The following is a 24,328-nucleotide window of genomic DNA, read 5'->3' as shown; positions in this document are numbered from 1 at the left end:
ATGCAAAAAATCACTGCGCAGCAGATCCGCTCGTCCTTTATCAACGCAAGCCGGTCGGAAGCCTCGAAACTCAATCTGCCCCGGAACTTCGATGCCCTCGACTGGGAGAGCCTCGACTTTCTGGGCTGGCGCGACGGGAAGATGCCGCTGCGTGGCTATCTGGTGCTGCCCGGCCCTCAGGGTCCCGCCGGAATCATGTTTCGCGCCCCCGAAGGCGGGCCCAAGAAGAACCGATCAGTGCTGTGCGAGCTGTGCCGCGACATCTTCTCCAAGGACGATGTCCTGCTGTGGGTGGCCAAGCGGGCCGGGCAGTCCGGCCGCAACGGAAACACCGTGGGCACGCTGATCTGCGCCGAATTCGGATGCTGCCGCAACGTGCGGGTTGAACCTCCGGCCAATGAAATCAACCCGGACCCGGCCGCCGTCGTGCTGCGGCAGATAGGCGGGCTGGCGGCACGCACCGCCCAGTTCCTGGAGCGGGTCCAGGAAGCGTAGCACCGGCACGGGCACTGTGCCGTCAGCGCAGGACGATGTCCACCGGGTTTGCCTCGGAGCGCCACTTACCCTCGGAACCAGGGCCCGGGGCAATCACCGGCGCCGTCAGCACACCGGAACGGTTAGTGCGCTTGTCCCGCAGGATCTCGGTGACCGAGCCGAGGTGCCGGGACAGGTCGATCACGTTTTCCGGGGCGGCCAGGAGCAGCTGGAAGCCGAATTCATGTAGCGCCTTGATGCCGGCGCCCGCAAATTCCTCCGAGGCGAGCACAAAGGCTTCGTCCATCATCACCGTGCCGTAGGTGGTGAAGCCCTGCTCGGCGATGCCCAGCTGGTAACTCAGCGCCGCTGCCATAATGAACGCGGTGAAGCGTTGCCGCTCGCCGCCGGACATCGAGCCGGTGTCCGCGTGCATAAAGACCTCGGTCTTCACTGCGCGGTTCTTACCGCTGCCCTTCGCCGCACGCGGGCCTTGGATCTCGCGGTGCTCCTTGCACTGGATAAAAAGGTGGCCCCTGACGTCCAGCACCTCGGCACGCCAGCGCCGGTCCTCGGGGGTCTGCGAACCCAGCCGCTTCACAAGCGTTTCGAGCGACTTGTAGCGGCTGGTGAGCTCAACGTCGTCGTCCGGCTCGCCGGGCGTGCCGGCGGCAGGCGCGGCTGCCGTGCCCGGGCGGCTGTGCCGGACCTTGAGCGCGTTCTGGATCGCGTCCTTGAACTGCTTCGCCGTGGCCGGCAGGGTCTGCTTGATATCGAGTTCCAGGAAGCTGCCTTCGTGGAAGTTCACCTCGGAGAGGATGCCGTTCAGCGGCAGGATCCGGCTCGTGATGGAGCGGCGCTCCTCATCCAGCAGGTGCAGCAGGGTGCTGAAGGACTCATGCGTGCGCTGGTTGAAGAACTGCCGGAACTCGGCTTCCTGCGCGGGCAGTCCGTCGCTGACAATAGCGTGATAGCGGGCCTCGAACTCCCCCGCGGCCCCGATCGCGGTGCCGTGGTCCACGGAGATCGCGGTTCCCCATTCGCGGACAAAGCCCTCGAAGATCCGGGTGAGCCGCTCCGAGGTCCCCTGCCCCCGGGATTCGGCAGCGTGGAGCTCTCCGAGCAAGCGGGTCCGGACCTGGTTGGCAAGGTGGTCCAGCTCATGCATCTCCAGGACATCGCCGGCATCGGTGAAGTACGGTTCCAGCGCCGTGACAGTGGCCTCCGACGGCGGCGACTGAGCCAGCCGCTCCCGCGCGGCATCCAGCAGCGAATCGGCGCGGGAAAGTTGCGCGTCGACAGCCTTGTATTCGCTTTGCAGCACGGCCGCGGCCTCGGTGCTGGACTGGTGCTTGTGCCGGGCCGCCTCGATGTTGGCGCGCAGCGGTTCCAGGTCCGCCTGCGCGGCGAGGGCGTCCTTGAGCCGCTGCTCGATCCGGGCAAGTTCGTCCGCCGCGACAACTGCCGAGACCTGCTCCCAGGGGCGGTGGTCCTCGGTGACGCGGCGCAGGGCCTCGAGCTGCCGGTTCATCCCCTGGTGCGATTCTTCCCGGCTTCGCGCGAGCTCTGCGGCCTTGGCCAGTTCCTGCTGCAGGTCCTGGACCTGTGCGGCCACGAGCTCCAGTTTGGCGGCGTTGTCGAAGCCGAGGACATAGTCCTGCCGGGATGCGAAGCGGTCGTCCTTTTCCACGGTGTGGCGGTTGCGCTTTACCACCCCGCCCAGGCTCAGGCCCTTGTCCAGGCGGGCAAGTTCGTCCGGGTCCTCAACACACGGGTAGGCGAAATCGAGGGCGATCCGTTCCCGGATCCACTCGCCCGCGTCCGCTGCCGCACCCACGGCGAGGATGTCCAGCTTGGTGAGCAGATCGCCGTCGGCCGCGTCCTCGACGGCCAGCGCGCCGCCGGCAAGGGGCTTGGAGACGTCGACCGCGCGCACCGCACCGCGGACGGCATGGTCGTTGAGGTAGCGGGTGACGGCGGCGAAGTGCTCACCGGGAACCAGCAGCGTTGTGGCCAGACTGCGCAGCGCGCGTTCGGCGGCCGGGCGCCACCGTTCCTGTCCCTCGGTGAGGTCGATCAGTTCGCCGCCGAACGGCATCTGCTCCTCGGGAACGCCCGTGGCGGCCGCGATCGCGCTGCGGTTTTCAATGCTCGACGGCGGCAGCAGGGACTTGCGAGTCTTGAGTGACACCAGTTCCTGCTGGGCCGCGGCGAGTTCCCGCTTCCTGGCGGCGTGGCCGTCGAACGCCTCGAAGCGCAGTTCCTTCAGTATTTCGGCGTCCCCCGTCAGCTCGGCGGAACGCGCGGCGGCGTGTTGGTGGGCCTGCTCCCAGCCGGCCGCAGTCCACTGAAGTTCCAGTCCGGCCTCGGAAAGCGTCTTGCGGGCTGATTCCTCCACCTGCTGGCGCAGTTTGAGCCCCACCCGGGCGTTGTCGAGCGACTGCTCAATCGCGGAGATTGCGTTGCCGCCCTGGTTGTTGTAATCCACTTCAAGCTGGCGCAACTCTTTGGCCAGGCCGTCCCGGATGCCGCGTTCGGCGCCGAGATCCCTGGCTTTCGCCTGGGCCAGGTCCTTGAACCGGACGAGGGTCTTCTCGTGCACGGTGACGGCCAACTGCTGCCGGTACGACTCGAATTCTTCGCCGGCGAGCTCCCGCAGCCGGTGGGCGTCGAGCAGGGACTGGGCATACTCCTTATTGAGGCCGGGGACCGGGGCCAGCTGGTCGCGCTGTTGCCGGACATCCTCAAGCCGCTGCCGGATGGACATCAGGTTGCTGAATTCCTCCACCACGTCATCCGACGCGGCGAGGGTAGCGGGTGCGTCCAAGACCTGGTCACGGAAAAAAGTGTTAACGCTGCCGCCGAGGCCCTTGCCGGCCTGGATGACGCGCAGCAGGGGCAGGGCCTGGTCCGAATTGATCCCAAGCAGGCGCCGGAAGCGTTCCGCAAAGGCCTTGTGCACATCGAAAACCTGGGCGTCGGGGAAGATCACATCCAGCGCCGACTTGGTGAAGCGTTTCTCCGCGATGCCCTCGATGGCCGTCAGGTCCAACGGTCTGTTGTCGATCAAGTAGAACCTGCCGACGCTGGACTCCGTGCCGTTTTGGGGCAGGTCGAACAGCGCCGACACCGTCACCCGGGTGCCCGCTGCGTTGTCGAATGTCAGGGCGACGGCGGACCAGGTGGCACCGGGTCGCTGGAAAGCACTGGCCGAGCCCTCCCCGACAGCTTTGTCACCCACCTTGCCGCGCATGTACGTGAACGTGGTGCGCTTGTCTTCGACGGCGCCCCCCGCCCGCTGGGCAGCGGCTTCGTTGGAGCGCGGCCTGGCATCAAAGACCCTGAGCATCGCATCGAACAGCGTGGACTTGCCGACGCCGGAATTGCCGGTCAGCAGCGTGCCGTTGCGGTCAACATGCATGGTGTGGGCGCCATGGAAGGTGCCCCAGTTCACCACCTGGACGAGGGCGAGGCGCATCTGGCCCGGGTTGGTGAGGTCCCCCATCGGCAGCATGGTCGCGATGCTCACTTGGCTTCCTCCGAGTCTTTGGTCATGCCCTTGTGGTCGCCTTCCGCGGCGCCACCGGACACATGCTCTGCATGCTCGCTCGTTCCTCGCTTAGACGCATGCTGCCGCATGTCCCCGGCGCCACCGCTGCTGTCAGTAACCGGATCGACGGCATCGCCGTCGTCCGAGTCATCCTCCCCCGGGCCTACCGCGTCGCCGTCGAACTCCAGCAGCGGCTCCGTGCCGGACGGGTCGGTGCTGGCGGCGACCAGGGCGTCGATTTGGGCCGGGATGTCGCCGATGTTCTCGAACGGGAGGGCCAGCGGGAGGGCGTTGGAGATCGTGTAAACCTCGTCCAGGCCGGTGGCCAGGAGGAGCTGGCGGGCCAGGAGTTTGGTGATGGCGCGGGTGACGACGTCGGAATCGCGCAGCGCGTCCTGCTGGCCGGCGGGCTGGTAGTGGGCCACCAGGTCGGCGATTTCCTCGCGCGTGATAGTAGGGTCGGTCTGGGCCGTGACATGGCGGTCCAGGAGCAGGCGCAGGCGCAGCAGGACGATGGTTTCGATGCGGCTGAGGGCCCGCTGCTGGCGCAGGATACTGGAGCGGGTGCCGCCGCCGATCGCTTCGGGGTCCACCGGTCGCAGCACGGCCACTTTTCGTTCGTGGTCCAGCTGAAGCGTCAGGAACAGTTCGGAGAGCCGGCTGCGCAGGATCAGCTGGTTGTCCAGCAGTGTGGTCCAGAGCTTCTCGTCCCGGCCGCCGTCGATGTACGGGCCCTTAAGGAGTTTCACCAGCGCCTGGCGGACCTTCATCGGAAGCACTCCGGTGTCCCCCGGAAAGAGCGCAGCGCCGTCGACGAAGGTGTCACGCGGGGTGACGGCGAAGGGATCTGCGGACACGTGCCGGGCGGGCTGCCCCGCCGGCCCCGCCGGTTCCGCCGGTTCCGCCGTCGTGTTTTCTTCAGTCATCTTCAATCCTTCTTGAGCGTGACGACCGGCAGGTACGCGGTGCGCGTGGAGCCGTCGATCTGTTCGAAGTCGAGAGTGTCCCAGGCCCCGCGGTCAAAGCCGGCGCCCACGTGCAGGGCGTGGGAGAGCAGGGCACGGATGGAGTTGATGTGGCGTTCCGCAGCCGGGAGCTGCTCCCAGGCCTCGGCCAGGGTGGAAGCGCCGTTGAACGCGGCGCGGATAGCCCCGGGGCTCGCTTTCGAAGTCCGCGGCGAGCGCACACGGTCCGAGTCGCTGAAGGCGATCGGGTCCGCCAACTTTGGCGGGGCCGCGAACTCGTCCGGGTCAAAGAGCTTGATCATGGCGAGGGATTCGAAGCCGGCGTTGAACAGCGCCGGGCCGGGGACCAGGCCGGGGCGTTCACGTTCGTACGGCAGCGAGCGGATGGCCTGCTCGGCCTCCCGGAGGACCTTGCGGAGCCGGACGGACTGGCGGAAATCGTCACTCTGGACATAGGTGTTGAGGCTTTCGCTGAGCTTGCCGTAGATCCGCTGGATCTGGCTGTGCTGGCTGCGCAGTTCGGCCACCAGGTTCTTCAGCGTCTCGCGCTCGTCCTGGCTGAGGTCGTCTGCGAACTGACGGCTAAGCACCTCCCCGATCGCCGAACGGAACCGCAGTTGTTGCTGCGGGTCCTCCAGGAACGCCGTGAAGGACCGGAACGTCCTGCCCTCCGGGCTCTGCCGAAGGCGCTTGTCCGCCGCCAGCACCTGCGCCATCGTGGCGCCCTTGCTGAGGGACTCCTCAATGATCTGGTTGCGGAGCTCGCCCACCAGCTCCTCAATACGGTCACGCATCTTCTTGTAGTCCGCGGGCAGGCTGGCTGCGAGGTCCAGGATGTTTCCCGCGGCTTCCACTGCCTCCTCGTCGTCCAGCAGTCCATCGAAGCCGCCCGAGCTGATGTCCTCGATGAGCTGGCGCCGCTCGCCGATCTCGTCCTCGAGGGACTCCAGCCGGGCGCTCTGATCCGGGTTCGTCTCGTTGGCGAGCTTTTCGACGTCGCCCAGCAGCGTACCGAGGCGGGAACCGTTGAGCGTGGAGCGTTCGCTTGAGAGGCTGTCAAGGAAGGCGAGGACGCGGGCCGCGGGTTCGGTGACCTCATACACGATCTGCCCTGACTGGTTCCGCCGGGTCAGGAAGTTCTTGCGGGTCCACTCATCGCCGAACGTCTTGCCGTTTGCGGTACCGCCGAGCCCCGGATCCTGGCGGCGGAGCTGCTCGAGGAAAGCGTCGACGTCGGCGTGGAACTGTTCCAGCGGGAGCTGCGGCCTGGTGCGGGTAAAGGAGGCCTGCAGCACGGCGATCACCCACGGTGCCGAACGGGTCAAGGCCCAGGCTGGCCCTTTGGTAAGCAGTTCGAGGTCCCGCAACCTGGCGCTTATTGCGTCGGCGGAGGACAGTGCTGAGCGGGTCATGCACTCTCCTTCAGCTGCCGCGGGACCTGGATCGGGCAGCGGATACGGAAAAACTGCCAGCTACAAGGTTAACGCAGGCCCCGGATTGCATCCATCGTGATGCGGGATCGTCTGGGGGCAGTAGATCTGCACGTCCGGACGGGCGGGCCGGAGCAAACCGTGCGGTGACCGCAACCGCTCCGTGACCTACGCCTCGGTAGCATTTCGATCCCGTATCAAGAACTCCGGCACGCGCGCCGGACTCTGGCGGGTCTCCCGCCCGAACCCTACGCTCGGGCTACTGATTCAGCCGATGCAAGGGTGCAGGGGGAAACATGCAGTTCGACCTCAACGCAGTGGAAACGGCAACGCTGGTGTTCATCGGAACGCTCGTATTTGCCCTGGTAATCACGGTGTTTATGATGATGGCGTCATTCGCGGCCCTGGTGCTGGTGGGGGTCGGCCGGCTCGCCTGGTTCATCGCAGGGACTCTCCTGCTGGGTCTTGTGCGAGGCATCAACCATGCCTGGGACCTGCTGGTTCATCATGCCTCCCGGGTAGAGCTGCCGGGCGACTTCGCCTCAGACATTGCCGCGGAAATGATGGGCCAACCTGCCCCTAGTACCGGGACCTACCCGCGGGTAGTATTGCGTGACAGCTGAAGGGTCCTCCACCCACGGCGGATCCAGGGCTCAAGCCGGTACCCCGGTTAGAGGAGATGCCCGATGAGCTCCGCCGTTGAAAATCCAGCCACTGGCAAACCAGCCGCCACGCCCGCCTCGGAAGCCACAGCTCCACCTGCGGCGCTCGGTCCGGACGCTACTGCGGCCGACGCGCGGGCCATCAGCGAGGCTGCCCGTGAGTCCAGTTGGGACCGGCCCAGTTTCGCCAAGGGCCTGTACCTCGGCAGCTTTGACCTCAGCCTGATCCACCCGTGGCCGGAAGCCCCCGCGGACGACGTCGAACGCGGCGAAGAGTTCCTGGCCCGCCTAACCGAGTACTGCCGCACGATGTCCGGGCGCACCATCGAGCGCGACGCGCTGATTCCGGATGCGTACCTGAAGGGCCTCGCCGACCTCGGTGTTTTCGGCATGAAAATTCCCCGCGACTACGGCGGGCTTGGCCTCTCCCTGGTCTACTACGGACGGGCACTGGCGCTGCTGGGTTCCGTCCACCCCAGCCTCGGCGCCCTGCTCTCGGCGCACCAGTCGATTGGCGTCCCCGAGCCGGTGAAGGTATTCGGCACGCCGGCACAGAAACAGGAGTATCTGCCGCGCTGCGCCGCCGGCGCCGTGACCGCCTTCTTGCTGACCGAGCCCGATGTTGGCAGCGACCCCGCCCGGATGGGCAGCACCGCAGTCCCTTCCGACGACGGCGAGTCCTACCTCCTGGACGGCGTCAAGCTCTGGACTACCAACGGGGTGATCGCCGAACTCGTGGTGGTCATGGCGGTGGTTCCCTCCCGGACCGGTGCTGACGGCACCGTGCACAAGGGCGGAATCAGCGCCTTCGTTGTTGAGATGGATTCCCCCGGCATCACAGTGGAAAACCGCAATGCCTTTATGGGGTTGCGCGGAATTGAGAACGGCGTCACCCGCTTCCACCGGGTCCGGGTGCCGGCAGCCAACCGGCTCGGCCGCGAAGGACAGGGCCTCAAGATCGCCCTCACCACGCTCAACACCGGCCGGCTCGCACTTCCAGCGCTCTGCGTCGCCTCCGGGCGGTGGAGCTTGAAAATCGCCCGCGAGTGGTCCAACGCCCGCACCCAGTGGGGTCGCCCGGTGGGCCAGCACGAGGCCGTGGGCAAAAAGATCGCCTTCATTGCAGCCAGCGCCTTTGCCCTCGACGCGGTTTTTGAGCTTTCCGCCGAAATGGCCGACGCCGGGCAGAAGGACGTCCGGATCGAGGCGGCCCTGGCCAAACTGTGGTCCACCGAGATCAGCTGCCGGATCGCCGATGAACTGGTGCAAATCCGCGGCGGCCGCGGTTTCGAAACAGCGGACTCGCTCGAGGCCCGCGGCGAACGCGCCGTACCTGCCGAACAGCAGCTCCGGGATCTGCGCATCAACCGCATTTTCGAGGGATCCTCAGAGATCATGAAACTGCTGATCGCCCGCGAAGCCGTCGACGCGCACCTGACCGCGGCCGGAGATCTCGCCTCCGCGGACGCCAGCCTGTCCGACAAGGCCCGGGCCGCCGTCGGGGCCTCCGGCTTTTACGCGAAATGGCTGCCCAAACTGGTCGCCGGGGCCGGCATGGACCCGCGGTCCTACAGCGACTTCGGCAGGCTCGCGAAGCAACTTCGCTTCATCGAGCGGACCTCGCGGCGGCTGGCCCGGCAAACCTTCTACGGGATGGGCCGGTGGCAGGCCAAGCTTGAACACAAACAGGCTTTCCTGGGCCGGATTGTGGACATCGGGGCTGAACTGTTCGCCATGGCCGCGGCCTGCTCCCGGGCGGAAATGCTGCTGCGGACCTCCCCGGAGAAGGGCGCGTCCGCTTACGATCTTGCCGAGGCATTCTGTGAGCAGGCCCGAGTGCGGGTTGATGAATACTTCGACCAGCTTTGGCGGAACACCGACGAGACCGACCACGCGCTTTCCCGCACGGTTCTGGCCGGCGATCACCAATGGTTGGAGGCCGGCGTCCTTGACCAGTCCGAAGGGACCGGACCGTGGATTGCCGACGCCAGTGCGCGCGCGTCGGTGAAACCGAATCTGCACCGAAAGTACCGCTGACAGGAGACGTCACCCAACGAGCAATAGTAAGCATCCTTGCTACCATGTTCTGGCCGTGATTAGCTGGTGGTGAGGCCTGCACGCCGGCCTCCGCCTGGCGGTGCCCGGCTCAAGAAATGAGTCCGGGTCATTCAGTGAAAGTGAGCAGTCCTCATGAGCAACCCAGCAGGCCCCGATGATCGCACTCCCCGACGCGCCCGTGACGAGGACACGCCCGGCAGCCAGAACGCCGGGATCCACGACGCCCGCCAGGATGCCGACCGCCACAACACCGTCCGCACCAACGACACCCAGGCCATCCCGACCGGCACCGAACCAGCCCGCAGCCGGCCCGTCACTGCCGTGCGCCACGACGCGACGGGGCATGAGACTGTGCTCGACGATGTCCCCACCCGCGAAACCGTGGTGGCCCGCGAAAAGGAGCAGTTCGGCGGCATCAAGATTGGTTCAGCATTCTTCGGCTGGCTGGCCGCCACCGGAATGGCCGTCCTGCTGACGGCACTGGTCGCGGCTGCCGGCACCGCCGTTGGCCTCGCCACTAATACGGACGTCAACGCTGCAGTCACCGCGGGCAACGAAACGATGGGGCTTGTCGGCATCATCGCCGTGCTGGTCATCTTGTTTGTGTCGTATTTCTCCGGCGGCTACGTCGCTGGCCGGATGGCACGTTTTAGCGGCGCAAAACAAGGATTTATGGTGTGGGTCTGGGCCCTCATCGCCGCGGTTGTCGTCGCCATTCTCGGCATCGTGGCGGGCCAGCGGTACAACATCCTGGCCCAGCTCAACAGCTTCCCGCGCATCCCGGTCAACGAGGGCGAACTGACCGCCACCAGCGCCATCGCCGCAGTTGTGGTGGCCGCCGTGGCCCTTGTCGGCGCCGTCCTGGGCGGAACCGCCGGCATGCACTTCCACCGCAAAGTGGATCGCGCCGGGTTCACCCCGGTGGAACCGGTCGAGGAACGCTAGGCAGGCAATTTCGCCGGCACCTGCAAGCCGGTCATTCAGCCGAACTCGACGGCGTCAACGTAATACCAGCGGCGGTCGACCCGGACGAAGCGGCTGGTCTCATGGTGAACGCCGCGTCCGCCGTGGTGACGGAAATGGGCCTTGAACTCCACGATGCCCTCGGAGTCCAGCGGGCCACCGCGCCGGGTGGCGACGATGTCCAGCCGCCGCCACTGCAATCCATGATCCAGGTCCAATGCGGCCGGCCTGCTGTCCGGGTGCCAAGTCCGCAGCAGATAGCCCGCATCCAGCAGCACAAAAGCGCTATACCGGGAGCGCATCAGCTGTTCGGCCGTCGATGCCTGCGCCGCGCCGCTGTGGAACCTGCCGCAACAGAGACCGTACTGCTCCCCCGAGAGGCACGGGCAGTTGTCCGTGAACGGGGCCGGACCGGGTTGGCCGGATCCGGGAGGGGCGGTGTCTGGGGGCGTCACAGTTTGTCCTTTCCAGGTTGCCGGACGACGCCGGCGAGGCTCCTTCCGACTATAGACGCAGGCCCGATGGTGCTGGCCGAGCCGGGTCCGTAACAGCTTCGACACGTCTTGGCGAAGACACCGCCTGCCTGCGTGTCCGGCAGAGAAAGTACGTATGGTTAAGGGGTGCCGTTGCCCGCAGCGCAGAGCGGGACGCGCCGCCGCAAGGCCAGCAAGGAGAGGTGAAATGGGAGATCCGACAACCATCGCCCTCAATCTGACGTTCTTCGGGACCTTGGCCGTTGCCTTTGTGATGACCTTCGGTCTCTTCCTGGCCTTTGTTGCCACGCTGGTGATTGCAGGCCTCGGCCGGCTGATCGCCGTGACCGTTATGGCCTTGGGACGCGCGCTCTTCAGTGCAGCAGGCAGAACCGCCGAACCGGTCGAGCACACCGGTCCGGTTCGCGCCGCCGTAACGATCCAGCATCGTCCGGCCCACCCTTCCGAGCCCGCCCAAGCGGCCGGGCCGGTAAGGACGGAACCTGCCCTATCAGCGGGCTGGGTTGACGCCGTCGCGCAGGCGGACGCCCGCGCAGCTGCCCGCGCCAAGGCGAAGATCGCGCCGGCCGTTAAGGTCACGGTCCGCGAACTGCCGGACCCGGCGGTCCCGGCATGTGACGTGCGTGCCGTAGCTCCGCTGGTAGAGTCCTCCACCGACCGGAACGGCCAGCTTGGGAGCGTCCCGGCCGCGTTCAAAAAGATCCCACTGCCTGCGCCTCAGTCGCTGCTGGACACTGGTTCGCTCGCTTCCGTTTCCGGGCGGCCTCCGCTGAAGCCGTTGCGCGCGTCCGTTTCCCGGCAGCCGAACGCCCGACCATCCGGGACCCAGTCCCAGAAGCGCAAGGCAAGCTAGGGCCTTACCCCCGGAAGCTAAGTCGGCTACGTTGGAACCCATGGAATTCAGATACCTCGGGAACAGCGGCTTCAAGATTTCGGAAATCACCTTTGGCAACTGGCTTACCCACGGTTCGCAGGTAGAGAACGAGGTCGCAACCCAGTGCGTACGGGCCGCACTCGACGCCGGCATCAGCACCTTCGACACGGCAGATGTCTACGCCAATACCGCCGCGGAGACCGTGCTGGGCAAGGCCCTCCAAGGTGAGCGGCGCGAGTCGCTGGAAATCTTCACCAAAGTCTTCGGCCCTACCGGCCCCAAGGGCCACAACGATCTTGGCTTGTCCCGCAAGCACATTATGGAGGGCATCAACGGCTCCCTTTCGCGGCTGCAGACGGACTACGTGGACCTCTACCAGGCACACCGCTTCGACTACGAAACCCCGCTGGAAGAGACGATGCAGGCGTTCGCGGATATCGTGCGGCAAGGCAAGGCCCTCTACATCGGCGTCAGCGAATGGACCGCCAACCAGATCCGCGACGGCCATGCCCTCGCCCGGGAACTGGGTTTCCAGCTGATTTCCAACCAGCCGCAATACTCCATGCTGTGGCGGGTCATCGAGGCCGAGGTGGTTCCGACGTCCGAGGAACTTGGTCTCTCGCAGATCGTTTGGTCACCGATGGCGCAGGGTGTGCTGAGCGGGAAATACCACCCGGGCAAACCCGCGCCGGAGGGCAGCCGGGCGACGGATTCCAAGGGCGGCTCGAAGATGATCGAGCGCTGGATGTCCAACGAGGTCCTCACCGGCGTGCAGCAACTCAAACCAATCGCTGACGAGGCCGGCCTGACCATGGCCCAACTGAGTATTGCCTGGGTCCTGCAGAACAAAAACGTGGCCTCGGCCATTATGGGCGCATCCCGGCCGGAGCAGATCGAGAAGAACGTCGCGGCGGCGGGCGTGCAGCTGGATGCCGGGATCATGGCCAAGATTGACGCCGCGATCGGCTCTCTCGCCGAGCGCGACCCGGCGCAGACCAAGTCGCCGGCGTCCCGGGAGGCCTAGGCCCGTGACGTGTACGCCCACGCTCGCCGTCACTGGTTCCACCGGGCACCTCGGCGGCATGGTGGCCCGCCACCTGGCCGACGCCGGCACCCCGCAACGACTGCTCGTCCGTGACCCCAGCAGGGCCCCGCAGCTGGAACGCGCCGACGCCGCCGTCGTGACCTACGCCAACCCGGCGCTGGCAAAAGCGGCACTTGCGGGGGTGGAGACGCTTTTTATGGTCTCCGCCGCCGAGGCCGAAGACCGGATGCAGCAGCACTTCACCTTCGTGGACGCGGCTGCCGCAGCCGGTGTGCAGCACATCGTCTACACCTCGTTCTTCGGCGCGGCGGCTGATTGCGCCTTCACTCTCGGCCGGGACCATTTCGCCACTGAGGAACACATCAGGGCTTCCGGTATGGACTACACCTTCCTGCGGGACAACTTCTACCTCGATTTCCTGCCCTTGCTGGCGGGCGAGGACGGCGTGATCCGCGGACCCGCCGGGGACGGTTCCATGGCGGCCGTTGCCCGGGCGGATATTGCCCGCTCCGCCGTGACCGTGCTCCGGGACCCGTCCCTGCACATCAGCAGAACCTACGACCTCACCGGACCTGAGGACCTCTCCTTGGCCTCGGCCGCGGCACTTCTCACCGCCGGGACCGGCCGGACCATCACGTTCCACAACGAGAGCCTGGATGAGGCGTACGCCTCGCGCGCCTCCTACGGGGCTCCGGCGTGGCAGGTGGACGCCTGGGTGAGCACCTACACGGCAATCGTCACCGGTGAACTGGCCGGGCCGACGTCGGCCGTCCACGAACTCACCGGCCGCGAACCTTTGGGCCTGGCGCAGTTCCTGGCCGAGTCGCACGCGATCTAAGCTGCGGGACTGGGCCGGTGTTGACGCCGCACCCGGTCCTGCCGCGCCACTGACGCCTCCGGCGCAATCCAGCCACTGGAACAGTCCTGGAACTACCAGGGGATGGGCAATAACGTGGTGCAACGGATCAAGGTGACGGTCCAGTAGCAGGCCGTCCCCGGTTTAGTCCCACGTGGCACTGCCCCAATAGTCTTCGATCGCGACTGCTGAAATGCTGACAGTGTCCCCGGAGACGACCACCACCTTATTTGGGGCCATAAAGCAGGCAAGATTTCCGACGTCGGCAGGCGTTGCGGTGCAGTTCAGGTGGGCGGTCCTACCCCGCAGCAGCCCCCTTGCGGCACCTCGTTATTCAGCAGGCCCGCCGGCGTCCCGGAAGGCCCTGGGCCCGGCCGTTTCGACGGTTCGCTGAACACTCGACGCAGCACAACAGCAAAACCGCAGGAAACCGCCGCAGCTGCGGTTATGCTCAGCGTGACAAACATAAATCGTCGCTGTCAACGGCGCTACTTTGGGGGAAATTGTGAAGAACTTGTTTGACCTGTCATTTACTCGTTTTATCTCGCCATCCATCGCCAAGATCGTCTACATCCTGATCATGATCGCCTTAGGCGTGATGTACCTGGTTTTTGTTATCGCAGCGTTTAGCAGCCGCAGCCCCGTTTTGGGTCTGCTCGTTCTATTGGTGATCGGGCCCCTGTTCGTCATCATTTACCTCGCGCTGGCAAGAATCGGCCTCGAATCCCTCGTAGCCGGTATCCGCACCGCGGAAAACACCGCAGAGCTGGTCCGGCTCCAGGGCGGAACGCCCGCCGCAGGAACCCACGGCGGGCTCCCTGCCTGGCCCAACTCGCCGCCGGTGTGGAATGCGCCGACCTCCCAGTCACCCGGAACGCAGCAGTACCCCGCCGGATACCGGACGCCGGAACAGCCGCCAGGGCAGTAGGGCCGGCATCTGGGGATCGGTCAGCTCACAAGGCAAGGGTCCCGCGGACAATGCTGACGCTGGAGTGCGCGGGATTCCCGTCAACCGGTTCGTCGGACACGTCCACGATCGGGTATTCGGCCAGATCCAGGCCCTCCGGCACGGAAAATGTGCCGGAGCCGGCGGTCATGACCCCCAGGCTCACCAGCCGCGAGAGATCCGGCGCGATCAGCCAGACCTCCTGGTAGCCGCGGGCCTCGTTTTTGTCGACCTGTACCTCCAGGGTGCGCTGCCCGTCCTTGGCCTCGACGACGCGGGCCGATCCGGTCGCGGAATGCCGGTCCACCGGAGTGAGTTCGGCCCGTGCCAGTGGGGTCACCGCCGACTGGTTCTGCTGTATGGACCAGAAGGCCCCGCCGGCCAGCAGCGCTGTGGCCGCGGCCGCAGCCAGCCACATCCCGGACCGGCGGATCCGGCCGAAGCGCCATCCGCCCGTCTGCTGCTCGCCGGTGCTTTCCGCCCGGGACGGGAACGGCGTCACGGACCCATGCGCCGGCGGTGGCTCAGTCGCTGCCACCGGGCGGGAACCCGGCGTCGGCGCGGACCACAGCGGGTCGGCAGCTACAGCGGCGGAAAGCCCCAGGACGCCGTGAATCCCTGCCCACACCTGCGGCCCCGGCGGCTCCAAGGCGACGATGGCCGGTCCGGGCTTGGCCGCCAGCACAGCGCGGCGGAGGCCAGAAAATTCTGCTGCACAACCAGCGCAGGCCCGGAGGTGGTCCGCGGCGTCGTCGCCGATCGCTTCGCCGAGGGCTAGCAGGCTCAGGGAATCCGGATCAAGATGTTGCACGGTCTACCTCCAATCGGCTTCTGAGCTGGGACAAGCTGCGGCGGATGTGGCTCTTGACCGTACCAAGCGGCAGGTCCAGTTTCTGTGAAATCTGCGAATGCGTCAGGTCATCGTAGAAGGCAAGCCTTAGGATTGATCCTTGCGGCTCGCCCAGTCTCTCCAGTTCCCCGTCCAGCAGCAGTCGGTCGGCCAGAACCTCCGCAGCCGCGTGCCCGGCCGCCTGTTCCGGGTCCGGGGAGCGTTCGACGGCGGCCAGTACCTTCCGGGCTTCCCGCATCGAGGCCGCTTGCGCGTCCGTGATCACGTTCCGGGTGATGCCCACGATCCACGCCGGCAGCCGCGCTTTCTTCGGGTCGAACGCAGACCGCGACCGCCACACCCGGATGAACACCTCCTGGGTAACGTCATCGGCCGCGGAGTTGTCGCGCAGCGAGCGAAGCGCCAGCGTATGCACCAGGGGAGAGAACTGCCGGTACGCCTCTGCCAGCACAGTTTCGTCACCGGCGGCGAAAGATTCGGTGAGTTCCGGGTCCCAGCCGGAAGAGTCCTCGCGAGGTGCCAATCCCGGCTCCTTCCCGCTGTTGGTGGCGACGATGAGCCCTGCGCCTTGAATCATGCCGGAGCCGCCGTGACAATCACATTGTCACCGTAGTCCTGCTGTTCGTCCAGCCATCGGCCCCCGCAAGTCACCAGTTTCAACTGGGGCGGACCGTCACGCCGGAAGATGGAGACGCCGTCGAACGCGTCTTTGGCCATAAGTTCGACCCCGGTCACCCGGAACGTTAGGGCTGCCGACCCTTCGCGCTGGACCGTCACAATGGTGCCGGGCGCGAGGGACTTTAGTTGGGAAAAGGGCGCCGAATCGGAGGTCGTGTCGACGTGTGCCGCAAGCACCGCGGATCCGGCCGCGGCCCCGGGAGCCGGGCCGTAGCGGTACCAGCCAGCCTCGTCGAACGGATCCGGGATCTCCATGGCCCCGTCGGGGCTGACACCCACCTGCACGATGGGCATGTTGATGGTGGTTCCCTCCACCGTAAGGAATCGGGGGGCCGGGTCCTTGGGCGCCCGGACCAGTGGGGTTGCCGGCCGGACCGGAATAGCTGAGGTGGGGACTGCAGGAGTCGCAGCCTGTACCGGCGGCGGGGGCTCCAGGCTGGGTCGGCCCGCGTCGGGGACGGACGCCTCCATTGCGGCGCTCTCCGTTGCCGGGCTCCCCGTTGCCGGGGTTAACGGCGCCACAACGACCTGCGGAGCGGCGCACCCCGCAATCAGCAGGGCCATCGTGAGGGCGGCGGCCGCGTGTCGCGCGGCTGGGCTCCTTTCGGCTGTCCGCTGCCAAGGAGCCGACGATCCCCCGGCGCCCTCCGCCGTTGTCGTGCGCTTCATGACCGTCCTCCTGACGTGGTGAGACCCGGGCCCCGGCCGCCCGGCGGGTAGCCGGGCGGCCGGGGTTTGTGGTTGCGGCTTAGCGGGTGCGGTGGAACACCGGCTGCCTGCGGGACAAAGCGACGCCGCCTCCCAGCAGCAGGAGGATCACAACACCAATGCCTGCCATCGCGGCCGGCTGACCGCTTGATGCGGTTCCCGCGTCAACGGCACCGGAGCGTCCGCCGGGAACGCCGGCGGGGGCGGAATGCAGTCCTTCAATGTTCTGCACGGCCAGCATCAGGTTCTTGTCCGCGAGGCTGCCCCAGGCGTACACGATCGTGTGAGTGCCCTCCGCAACCGTCACATCGGCCGGACCAATCACCGGAGCCGTGGTCCCGGCGGCAGCAACCGCAACGGACAGGGTGCCGGGATCCAGCGTGAGGGTCTTCTCATTGGGGTTGGCCAGGCCGGAGATCACGGAGGCACCACCGGCGAGGATGTCCACGGCCGGCGCCGCTGCGGTGTGGCGGACAGTGAGCTTTCCCTTACCGGGCTCCAGCCGTGAAACGTCGTTCGTGAAGAAGTTAGCCGTCGGTTTCCCCCCTGCGTCAAGGTTTGCGACGGCCGTGTAGTTGCCGCTGGCAGCGAGGGTAACCTTCACGGGTCCGATCACAGGGGCGGAGGCATCCGCGGCGTCTGCGGCGGTGATGGCGAGGTCATAGTCGCCGGCCGGAAGGGCCAGCGGACCGGCCAGGGTGCCCGGAGCGAAGTTGTCAAGGGTCCGTTCGCCGTTCACCCAGACGTCAACAGTAAGTCCGGGAACGCCATGGAGGACGGAAAGCTGGGCGTCGGACTCGGCGGCCTGGGCGGGGCCGGCAAGGGTGAGAGCTGCCGCAATTACTACGGCGCCCGCTGCGAAAATCCTGGTACGCATCTACATCTCCTTCAACGGCCCGCCGGGCGGGCGATTTTTGCTTACACACCTACTACCGGCGCACGGGGCCGTTTGGATGCACGTGCATGTAAACAATTTTTTCGAAGGAGGTCGAAGGCAGCGTCGAAGCACGGCCAACACTATGGCGGCGGTTTCGGCATAGCGGCCGGGCACTCCGGTGGACTTCCCGGCCGCTGCGTCGAGTGTCCCGAAACGGACTGGGGTCCCGGAATGGACTAGTGGCTCGGCCGGTTGTCTTGGCTCGCTGGGACGGTCGGGCCCGCCGCGGCCTCCGGTCCGGCTGGAGTCTCGCGTTTTTCCGGGCCGCGGGCTGCTGGCCCACCGATGCCGTAGAAGCCCGGCCCGCCATTTGTCGGCCGGGCATTTGTCGGCCCGGCGGGATCGCCACCGGGTGCACCGGGCCCGGCGGGACCGCCACCGGGCGCACCGGGCCCGGCGGGAGACCATGCCGGGGGTATCGCGGCGGTGTCACCCGGATCACGCGGCCCCGAATCCAAATGGAAAGGCGGGTATTCATCCCGCATCAGGGAAACATAGGCCCAGACGCGGTAAATCCAGCGGTTGAGCCCCAGCAGGAAATCGAAGAGCCCCCTCGCGTACGCCCCTGTGAACAACAGGACCACTCCGGCGATGAGAACCAGCAGCCCAAGCAGCGACACCCCTACGCCCACCTGCGCCCAGCGACCGTCCCGGTAGACCCACGTCTGGGCAGTTCCGGTCAGCAGTGCCACGATCAGCAGGTGCGGGATGGCCAGGAGCCAGGACTTCACGAGCACCAGGCCGCGGGACAATTTCTCCGGATAATCGACGTCGAAGTCCGCCGGGTAGTCCGTGCGCGCCAAGGTGAACGGCGGATAGATATCCGTGCCGAGCGCCGCGTAGGAGTAGAAGGCCACCCGCCAGCTCCAGCGGAGAACGCCGACGTTGAAGTTGAACAGCGAGCGCGGGTAGCGGCCGGTAAAGAGGATCGCGAACCACGCCACGATCGTGACCACGCCAAAGGCAAACCAGAGGAAAAAGAGCACAATGAAGTGCGGGATCGCCAGGAACCATTTGAACAGCCACAACCACCGGGACAGCTTGGGGTCCAGATAGCCGCTGAGCCGGGCCGGATAGACGGCGGCAGATCCCGGCGGGGCACCCGCCGCCGCACCGGCCGCAGGGAACTGGGGGGCTGCCGCTCCGGCCACCGCCCAGCTCTGCCCGGGCATCGGCGGCGGACCACCCCGACCCAAACCGGCGGCGCCAAGCACGATCAGCGGAATCCCTATCAGCAGAAATACAACCCCGCCGATCAGGAGACCGACGAAGACTGGCCACAACAGCTCGGAGCGGGCTCCGGCCTTTAGCTCAACGGCCGTCGGAGGGCTGGCGTCCGCGTTCATAATCACCACAGCCCAGCTACCGGAGCGCAGGTCCCATTCCAGCTGCTGCTCCCCCGCACCGGTAGCAGAGGCGGCCCAAAAGCTTTGGTCCGCCGGCCGCGCCGGAACGTTGGCCCCGGCCACACTCCGGTACTCCACCCGGAAAGGGTTGAATCGGACATCGGTGATCTCCGCATGGCTGACACCGTCCAGGTAGGCCGCCACGTCGCTCCGCGGCCCGACCCCGATGAAGATGTCCTTGCCGGACTCCCCCGAACCGCTCAGCATAAGGCTTCCGACCACGCCGACCGGAACGGCATCGGGCACTCCACGCTCCGTCATGATGTCCAGGCGGGGTGTGGTCAAGGCGTAGCCGCTCGTGGCGTACCGTTCCGAAGGCGTGGTGAAGTACCCGTTGTCGCGCTGGACATAGTTGCCAAAGCCCGCGGCGCCTGCTCCGGCCAGCAGCCCCAGCCCGAGGAGGGCGCTGAGCGTACCCAGCACCAGCATGACGATCCGGCCTGGTCGCATGGCCGCCATCCTTTCAGATCACTCGGATAACCCTGCTCAGACAACCAGGGCTTTTATGCCGTGATGACTACTTTGAGCGCCTTCGTCTCTGCGGCACGGGCAAACGTGTCGTAGGCCTCCAGGAACTGGTCGAACGTGAAGTGGTGGGTGGCGAACTTTTCCGCCGGAACCTTCTTTTGAGCCACGAGTTTGAGGAGCATCGGGGTGGTGTTGGCGTTGACCAGGCCCATGCTGATATTGATGTTCTGGATCCAGAGGCTTTCCACGTGCAGCTCCACAGACTTGCCGTGCACACCGACGTTGGCCACGTTGCCACCGGGGCGCACGATTTCAGTACACATGCTGAAAGTCGCCGGGATGCCGACCGCCTCGATCGCCACGTCAACACCCTGACCATCGGTCAGCGCGAGCACCTGATCCTTCCAGTCCGGGTCGCTGGAGAGGACAACGTCGGTGGCGCCGAACTCCCGGGACTTTTCCAACCGGTTCGCGTCAAGGTCGACGGCGATGACTGTGGCAGCTCCGTAGAGACCGGCGGTGGCGATGGCGGCGAGGCCTACCGGGCCCGCGCCGACGACGGCGACCGTATCGCCGGGCTTGACGCGGCCGTACTGCACCCCGATCTCGAAGCCGGTAGGAAGGATGTCGGAAAGCATCACTGCCTGTTCATCGGTGACGCCCTCGGGGAGCAAATGAAGGGAGTTTTCGGCGTAGGGGACCCTGACGTATTCGGCCTGGGTGCCGTCGATCAAGTGCCCAAAAACCCAGCCGATGCCGGCTGCACCCTCCCCGCCCATACAGTGCGAGTAGAGGCCGGTCTTGCAGTTGGCGCAGTGGCCGCAGGACTTAATGCACGAGATGATAACGCGGTCGCCCACCTTCAGGCTGGTGACCGACGAGCCGGTTTCGGTGATGGTCCCCACGCCCTCGTGGCCCAGAATCCGGCCTTTGGTGACGGCAGGGACATCACCTTTGAGGATATGGAGGTCTGTCCCGCAGATCGTTGTAGTGTCCACTTTGACAATCACATCGCTGGGATTCTGGATCTTGGGATCGGGGACGTCGGTCCAGGACTTCTCTCCTGGACCGCCGTAAACGAGGGCTTTCATGCGTTCTCCTTGATTGTGGTGACGGCCGGTGGATTGGCCACGCGGTGCCGGCACGGTGTGAACGAAGCGTCTTGGACGTCGAAAGTGCCGCCACGGCTTACCTGCTGCCCGTGGGGCACGGAGATGGATACCTCCCGCGCAGCCCGTGAGCAGGACGCTATTTCTTCCCAAGGCTCGAGCGGGACCCGGACCACCCATATGCAAGCGGTTCATCCCCCAATGCCCGCGCAGGAACCGCTACGAATCCAGCCTCGCCGGTACCCGGTTCCCGGGTAAGGGGCGAAAGTCCCGTGTCCGGCCCGACCCCTGGCAGCCAGCGGCGGCGGAGGGCCCGGATTGGCGCATTGCGCTCCGGCCCATACCCTGTGTCCTATGCCCGAGACTGCTGACGTTCCCCGCAATGACCTCGTTCTCGCCTCGGCGCGCTTCCCCGGCGGGACGACGCTGTATGACCTGCACCTAAGCGGCGGGGTGGTGGCGCGGATCGAACGCGCCGGACTGCCGGCTGTCGCTGCATCCCGGGTGGCGGATCTGGGCGGCCGCTACCTTATCCCGGGGTTGTGGGATGAACATGTCCATATGACCCAGTGGGCCCTCGCCGCCAACCGGATCGATCTCGCCGGCGCCGCCTCGGCGCATGCGGCAGCCGACGTCGTCAGTTCCCGTCTCGCCAGCCATAGCGCTGGCGGCATGACGGTGGTGGGCGTCGGCTTCCGCGACGCTCTCTGGGCGGATGTGCCCAGCCTGGAGCTGCTCGACGGCGCCACCGGGGGCGTGCCGGTGGCGCTGCTGAGCCACGACCTGCACTGCGTCTGGCTCAACAATGCGGCGGCTCGCCGTTATGGCCTGACAGTGGACGCCTCAGGGCTGCTGCGCGAGGAGCCGGCCTTCGAACTGACCCGTGAGCTGGGCTACCTGCCCGATGCCGTGGTGGATGCCTGGGTGCGGGGGTCGGCGCAGGCTGCGGCCGCGCGCGGGATCGTGGGGATTGTTGATTTCGAAATGACGTGGAACGCCGGCGTCTGGCGGCGTCGCGTTGCGGCCGGCTTTGATTCGTTCCGGGTGGAGGCCGGCGTCTATCCGCGGGATCTGGCCCGGGCCATTGCGGAGGGGATGCGGACCGGGCAGGAACTCGACGGCGGGGCGGGCCTGCTGCGGGTGGGCCCGTTGAAGGTGCTGATCGACGGCTCGCTGAACACCCGCACCGCCTTCTGTGTGGACCCGTACCCGCACGGCGGCCGCGGGCTGCTCACGGTGAGCGAGGCCGAACTGCTGGAACTGCTGGTCCGGGCCAAAGAGTCCGGCTTTGTCCCGGCCGTGCACGCAATCGGCGACGGCGCCAACGAGGTGGCTTTGAATGCCTTCGCCGCGGCCGGGATCGCCGGGCGGATCGAGCACGCCCAGTTCGTCCGCGGCCAGGACTTCGCCCGCTTCGGCCAACTCGGCCTGACGGCGAGTGTCCAGCCCGCCCATGCCCTGGACGATCGCGATGCCGCCGATTCCAACTGGGCGGGGCGCACCGACCGGGCATTCCCGCTCCGGTCGCTGCTGTCCGCCGGTGCGACGCTGGCGCTGGGCTCCGACGCGCCAGTGGCTCCGCTGGAACCGTGGACCGCAATGTCGGCGGCCACCACACGGGCGCGGCAGGACGGTCGAGACCCTTGGCACCCGGAGCAGGCACTTACACGGCAGGATGCCCTGACGGCGTCAACACGAGGGCGGGGCAGGATCCGGGTGGGGGATCCGGCGGATCTCGCGGTACTCGACGGCGACCCGCTGGCGGTATCCGATGCTGTCTTCGCGGCGATGCCGGTGGCTGCAACGCTCGTGGCGGGGCGCTTTACGCACGGCGGGGCAGCCTGGAGCTAGCTGCCCTTGACCCGGGCCTGGACCAGGTTGGCGTAGGGCAGCCGTCCGTACTGATCAACAAACGCGGCGTGGTGTCCGGCCTCGGCCGCATGGAGCTGCTCAACAGGCAGCTCTTTCCACGCGACAACAAGCGACCCGGCGGCGGCGAGCTGCCAGATCAGCCGGCCGTCCCAGTGGCCGGGTGGTTTGCCGATGCCGAAGTCGACGAATTCCTGGATCTGCCGGCGCAGTCCGCGGTTGCCCTTGCTGCCGGGGCCGGCCTTCCCCACGTAGAGGACGTCGGCGCCGTCGACCCATTCGGCAGCGAGCGCTTTCGCCGTCAGGGTGGGGTCCTTCTTCTTGAAGATGCCGGCCGTGCTCTTGGCCAGGAACTGCTGTCGGAAGCCCTCCGGCTGCAGCACGGCGAAAATCCCGGGTTTCTGCGGGATCCGGTTGATATCAAGGTCTCCGAGCGGGCGGAAACCGGTGAACCCGTCCTGTTTCAGTGTTTGTCTGTTGATCGGCATGGGTTCCTTGGATCGGGGCGAGGGGCGTTCCTTCAAGCTTACGGATACGCAGGTTCCGGGGCCTCTTTAATGTCGCAGGTGCCCGGTAGCCTGATTCCATGGACGGCAAGCAGGGGCCCGACGTGGTTCTGGAAGCGGCGGTTGGTGTGGCGGTCACCGAAGATGCAGCCATGCCACTGAGCAGGGTCGTGCCGGATCTGGACGGTGTGCGCTTGATTGCTGAGATCCGGTCCTTGGAGGACCAGAAGTCTGCCCTGGCTGCCCGTCAGGCCCGCCTGTCCGTCGCATTCGAGCTGATCCAGCGCCGCGAACAGCGGGACCTGGGGATGCCGGCCGCGGAACTGGGAGCCGGGGTCGGCGCGCAGATCGCGCTGGCCCGGCGGGAATCCCCAGCCCGCGGCGGACGGCTCCTGGGCCTGGCCAAAGCCCTCGTCACCGAAATGCCCCACACCCTCGCGGCGCTCGAGACCGGGCAGCTCAACGAATGGCGCGCCACCTTGCTCGTGAAGGAAACCGCCTGCCTCTCCGCGGCCGACCGGGCCGCCGTCGACGCCGAACTCGCCCCCGACGCCGGAACCTTCGACGGGACCGGGGACCGGGGCATCATTGCCGCAGCCCGGACCGCCGCCTACCGGTTGGACCCCCGCACTGTCACCCAGCGCGCCAGCCACGCCGCCACCGAACGGCACGTCAGCCTCCGCCCGGCCCCGGACACCATGTGCTACCTCACCGCCCTGCTCCCCATCGCCGGCGGTGTTTCCGTCCACGCCGCCCTGACCCGGCACGCCGACGCCCTCCGCGCCGGCGGGGACCCTCGGACCCGCGGGCAGCTCATGGCCGACGCCCTCGTCGAAGGCACCACCGGAAAGGCCGGCGGGATCAGCGGCATCGAAATCCAGCTCGTCCTGACCGACCGCACCCTCTTCCAGGGCGATAGCGAACCCGCCCGCCTCCCCGGCTACGGCATCGTCCCCGGCGGCTGGGCCCGCGAGATGCTCACACACGCCGGTAATAGGAAGGAGCCCGGCACAGGGAACCCCGCGGAGGCCGACGACGACCCTGACGCCGACACCGCTGCGAGTCATGCCCTGAACGTCTGGCTCCGCCGGCTCTACACCGCCCCGGGCACCGGGGAACTGGTCGCCATGGACTCCCGCGCCCGGCTCTTCCCGCCCGGGCTACGCCGCCTCATCCAGGTCCGGGACAACACCTGCCGCACCCCGTTCTGCGACGCCCCCATTCGGCACCTGGACCACATCATTCCCTGGCACCGCGGCGGCCGTACCACTCAAGCCAACGGCGCCGGGCTCTGCGAAGCCTGCAACCACGTCAAAGAAACCCCTGGTTGGACCGTCCGGCCCCGGCCAGGACCCAGACACACCCTCGAAATCCATACCCCCACCGGCCACCACTACCGCTCCACCGCACCGCCACTCCCGGGACCTACGGCATCGGCCGCGGCCTGAATCCGACCTTCATCCCGCGAAATCCGCCCTCG

At 66.8% G+C, this 24,328-nt stretch carries 21 protein-coding genes and 1 pseudogene; 11 read left to right on the top strand and 11 right to left on the bottom strand.

All coding sequences use genetic code 11. The annotated features are described in order from the left end of the window. Positions 1–495, top strand: coding sequence for an FBP domain-containing protein (locus QMG72_RS16190; RefSeq protein ID WP_226774142.1), 495 nt, complete (start codon positions 1–3; stop codon positions 493–495). A 22-nt stretch (positions 496–517) separates the two neighbouring features. Here QMG72_RS16190 and QMG72_RS16185 read toward each other — a convergent pair whose 3' ends face one another. The 3 genes from QMG72_RS16185 to QMG72_RS16175 are packed head-to-tail and all read right to left on the bottom strand — an operon-like array spanning position 518 to position 6,401. Continuing rightward, the gene (locus QMG72_RS16185) at positions 518–4,003 is read right to left on the bottom strand and encodes an ATP-binding protein (RefSeq protein WP_283481070.1); all 3,486 of its coding nucleotides are present in this window, start codon (positions 4,001–4,003) and stop codon (positions 518–520) included. Further along, complete coding sequence (locus QMG72_RS16180) at positions 4,000–4,950, bottom strand: DUF4194 domain-containing protein (RefSeq protein WP_283481068.1); 951 nt, start codon at positions 4,948–4,950, stop codon at positions 4,000–4,002. Before QMG72_RS16180 ends, QMG72_RS16185 begins: the two co-directional genes overlap by 4 nt. 2 nt (positions 4,951–4,952) lie before the next feature. Continuing rightward, positions 4,953–6,401, bottom strand: a complete 1,449-nt coding sequence (locus QMG72_RS16175) for a DUF3375 family protein (RefSeq protein WP_226774145.1) — start codon at positions 6,399–6,401, stop codon at positions 4,953–4,955. 314 nt (positions 6,402–6,715) lie between these two features. Between QMG72_RS16175 and QMG72_RS16170 the strand changes: the two genes are divergently transcribed. From QMG72_RS16170 to QMG72_RS16160, 3 genes are all read left to right on the top strand, one after another. After that, complete coding sequence (locus QMG72_RS16170; protein ID WP_226774146.1) at positions 6,716–7,042, top strand: hypothetical protein; 327 nt, start codon at positions 6,716–6,718, stop codon at positions 7,040–7,042. Positions 7,043–7,105: 63 nt separating this feature from the next. Next, positions 7,106–9,118 carry an acyl-CoA dehydrogenase family protein gene (locus tag QMG72_RS16165; RefSeq protein ID WP_283481065.1) on the top strand — a complete coding sequence of 671 codons (2,013 nt, stop codon included), beginning with the start codon at positions 7,106–7,108 and terminating at the stop codon, positions 9,116–9,118. Positions 9,119–9,271: 153 nt separating this feature from the next. After that, positions 9,272–10,084, top strand: a complete 813-nt coding sequence (locus QMG72_RS16160) for a TIGR04086 family membrane protein (RefSeq protein WP_226774148.1) — start codon at positions 9,272–9,274, stop codon at positions 10,082–10,084. 35 nt (positions 10,085–10,119) lie between these two features. Here the strand turns inward: QMG72_RS16160 and QMG72_RS16155 are convergent, their stop codons facing one another. Then, positions 10,120–10,557 carry a YchJ family protein gene (locus QMG72_RS16155; RefSeq protein ID WP_226774149.1) on the bottom strand — a complete coding sequence of 146 codons (438 nt, stop codon included), beginning with the start codon at positions 10,555–10,557 and terminating at the stop codon, positions 10,120–10,122. A gap of 226 nt (positions 10,558–10,783) precedes the next feature. Between QMG72_RS16155 and QMG72_RS16150 the strand changes: the two genes are divergently transcribed. The 5 genes and pseudogenes from QMG72_RS16150 (at position 10,784) to QMG72_RS16130 (ending at position 14,299) form a co-directional block, all read left to right on the top strand. Next, a complete protein-coding gene (locus QMG72_RS16150; RefSeq protein WP_283481063.1) occupies positions 10,784–11,449 on the top strand; it encodes a hypothetical protein in 666 nt (221 codons plus the stop codon). 40 nt (positions 11,450–11,489) lie between these two features. After that, the gene (locus QMG72_RS16145; protein ID WP_283481061.1) at positions 11,490–12,494 is read left to right on the top strand and encodes an aldo/keto reductase family protein; all 1,005 of its coding nucleotides are present in this window, start codon (positions 11,490–11,492) and stop codon (positions 12,492–12,494) included. 4 nt (positions 12,495–12,498) lie between these two features. Further along, positions 12,499–13,353 (top strand): SDR family oxidoreductase, encoded by an 855-nt coding sequence (locus QMG72_RS16140; RefSeq protein ID WP_226774152.1) that lies wholly within the window; start codon positions 12,499–12,501, stop codon positions 13,351–13,353. A 36-nt stretch (positions 13,354–13,389) separates the two neighbouring features. Then, positions 13,390–13,500: pseudogene (locus tag QMG72_RS16135) on the top strand (hypothetical protein); the annotation flags it as partial. A gap of 376 nt (positions 13,501–13,876) precedes the next feature. Next, positions 13,877–14,299: a DUF4282 domain-containing protein gene (locus QMG72_RS16130; protein ID WP_283481060.1), complete on the top strand. Its 423-nt coding sequence runs from the start codon at positions 13,877–13,879 to the stop codon at positions 14,297–14,299. Positions 14,300–14,324: 25 nt separating this feature from the next. Here QMG72_RS16130 and QMG72_RS16125 read toward each other — a convergent pair whose 3' ends face one another. The 6 genes from QMG72_RS16125 to QMG72_RS16100 form a co-directional block, all read right to left on the bottom strand. Beyond that, positions 14,325–15,128, bottom strand: a complete 804-nt coding sequence (locus tag QMG72_RS16125) for an anti-sigma factor domain-containing protein (protein WP_282360820.1) — start codon at positions 15,126–15,128, stop codon at positions 14,325–14,327. Beyond that, positions 15,115–15,744 (bottom strand): RNA polymerase sigma factor, encoded by a 630-nt coding sequence (locus QMG72_RS16120; RefSeq protein WP_226774155.1) that lies wholly within the window; start codon positions 15,742–15,744, stop codon positions 15,115–15,117. The genes QMG72_RS16125 and QMG72_RS16120 overlap by 14 nt, the downstream gene beginning before the upstream one ends. Beyond that, positions 15,741–16,514, bottom strand: coding sequence for a sortase domain-containing protein (locus tag QMG72_RS16115; protein WP_283481058.1), 774 nt, complete (start codon positions 16,512–16,514; stop codon positions 15,741–15,743). Before QMG72_RS16115 ends, QMG72_RS16120 begins: the two co-directional genes overlap by 4 nt. 79 nt (positions 16,515–16,593) lie before the next feature. Continuing rightward, positions 16,594–17,430, bottom strand: coding sequence for a DUF4397 domain-containing protein (locus QMG72_RS16110; RefSeq protein WP_283481056.1), 837 nt, complete (start codon positions 17,428–17,430; stop codon positions 16,594–16,596). Between the two features lie 236 nt (positions 17,431–17,666). Continuing rightward, positions 17,667–19,346, bottom strand: coding sequence for a DUF4389 domain-containing protein (locus QMG72_RS16105; protein ID WP_283481054.1), 1,680 nt, complete (start codon positions 19,344–19,346; stop codon positions 17,667–17,669). 53 nt (positions 19,347–19,399) lie between these two features. Then, on the bottom strand, positions 19,400–20,455 hold the full coding sequence (locus QMG72_RS16100) for a zinc-dependent alcohol dehydrogenase family protein (protein WP_226774159.1): 1,056 nt from the start codon (positions 20,453–20,455) through the stop codon (positions 19,400–19,402). Between the two features lie 372 nt (positions 20,456–20,827). Between QMG72_RS16100 and QMG72_RS16095 the strand changes: the two genes are divergently transcribed. Further along, positions 20,828–22,324 carry an amidohydrolase gene (locus tag QMG72_RS16095; RefSeq protein WP_283481053.1) on the top strand — a complete coding sequence of 499 codons (1,497 nt, stop codon included), beginning with the start codon at positions 20,828–20,830 and terminating at the stop codon, positions 22,322–22,324. Here the strand turns inward: QMG72_RS16095 and QMG72_RS16090 are convergent. Beyond that, positions 22,321–22,830: a hypothetical protein gene (locus QMG72_RS16090; protein WP_253031771.1), complete on the bottom strand. Its 510-nt coding sequence runs from the start codon at positions 22,828–22,830 to the stop codon at positions 22,321–22,323. The genes QMG72_RS16095 and QMG72_RS16090 overlap by 4 nt on opposite strands. A gap of 98 nt (positions 22,831–22,928) precedes the next feature. On the opposite strand from QMG72_RS16090, the gene QMG72_RS17790 reads away from it, so the two are divergent. Further along, positions 22,929–24,296 (top strand): HNH endonuclease, encoded by a 1,368-nt coding sequence (locus QMG72_RS17790; RefSeq protein ID WP_502934668.1) that lies wholly within the window; start codon positions 22,929–22,931, stop codon positions 24,294–24,296. Positions 24,297–24,328: the final 32 nt, after the last annotated feature.

This window comes from Pseudarthrobacter sp. PH31-O2 (genome assembly GCF_030063265.1).
In the GTDB taxonomy this organism is placed as follows: Bacteria; Actinomycetota; Actinomycetes; order Actinomycetales; family Micrococcaceae; genus Arthrobacter.
This window is presented reverse-complemented; position numbering and strand designations above follow the sequence as displayed.

Bases quoted from the DNA above. Each gene is read 5' to 3' on its own strand.
- QMG72_RS16090 (WP_253031771.1), bottom strand. From the start codon at position 22,830: ATGCCGATCAACAGACAAACACTGAAACAGGACGGGTTCACCGGTTTC.
- QMG72_RS16105 (WP_283481054.1), bottom strand. From the start codon at position 19,346: ATGCGACCAGGCCGGATCGTCATGCTGGTGCTGGGTACGCTCAGCGCC.
- QMG72_RS16190 (WP_226774142.1), top strand. From the start codon at position 1: ATGCAAAAAATCACTGCGCAGCAGATCCGCTCGTCCTTTATCAACGCA.
- QMG72_RS16120 (WP_226774155.1), bottom strand. From the start codon at position 15,744: ATGATTCAAGGCGCAGGGCTCATCGTCGCCACCAACAGCGGGAAGGAG.
- QMG72_RS16145 (WP_283481061.1), top strand. From the start codon at position 11,490: ATGGAATTCAGATACCTCGGGAACAGCGGCTTCAAGATTTCGGAAATC.
- QMG72_RS17790 (WP_502934668.1), top strand. From the start codon at position 22,929: ATGGACGGCAAGCAGGGGCCCGACGTGGTTCTGGAAGCGGCGGTTGGT.
- QMG72_RS16180 (WP_283481068.1), bottom strand. From the start codon at position 4,950: ATGACTGAAGAAAACACGACGGCGGAACCGGCGGAACCGGCGGGGCCG.
- QMG72_RS16170 (WP_226774146.1), top strand. From the start codon at position 6,716: ATGCAGTTCGACCTCAACGCAGTGGAAACGGCAACGCTGGTGTTCATC.
- QMG72_RS16150 (WP_283481063.1), top strand. From the start codon at position 10,784: ATGGGAGATCCGACAACCATCGCCCTCAATCTGACGTTCTTCGGGACC.
- QMG72_RS16115 (WP_283481058.1), bottom strand. From the start codon at position 16,514: ATGAAGCGCACGACAACGGCGGAGGGCGCCGGGGGATCGTCGGCTCCT.
- QMG72_RS16160 (WP_226774148.1), top strand. From the start codon at position 9,272: ATGAGCAACCCAGCAGGCCCCGATGATCGCACTCCCCGACGCGCCCGT.
- QMG72_RS16110 (WP_283481056.1), bottom strand. From the start codon at position 17,430: ATGCGTACCAGGATTTTCGCAGCGGGCGCCGTAGTAATTGCGGCAGCT.
- QMG72_RS16165 (WP_283481065.1), top strand. From the start codon at position 7,106: ATGAGCTCCGCCGTTGAAAATCCAGCCACTGGCAAACCAGCCGCCACG.
- QMG72_RS16175 (WP_226774145.1), bottom strand. From the start codon at position 6,401: ATGACCCGCTCAGCACTGTCCTCCGCCGACGCAATAAGCGCCAGGTTG.
- QMG72_RS16095 (WP_283481053.1), top strand. From the start codon at position 20,828: ATGCCCGAGACTGCTGACGTTCCCCGCAATGACCTCGTTCTCGCCTCG.
- QMG72_RS16100 (WP_226774159.1), bottom strand. From the start codon at position 20,455: ATGAAAGCCCTCGTTTACGGCGGTCCAGGAGAGAAGTCCTGGACCGAC.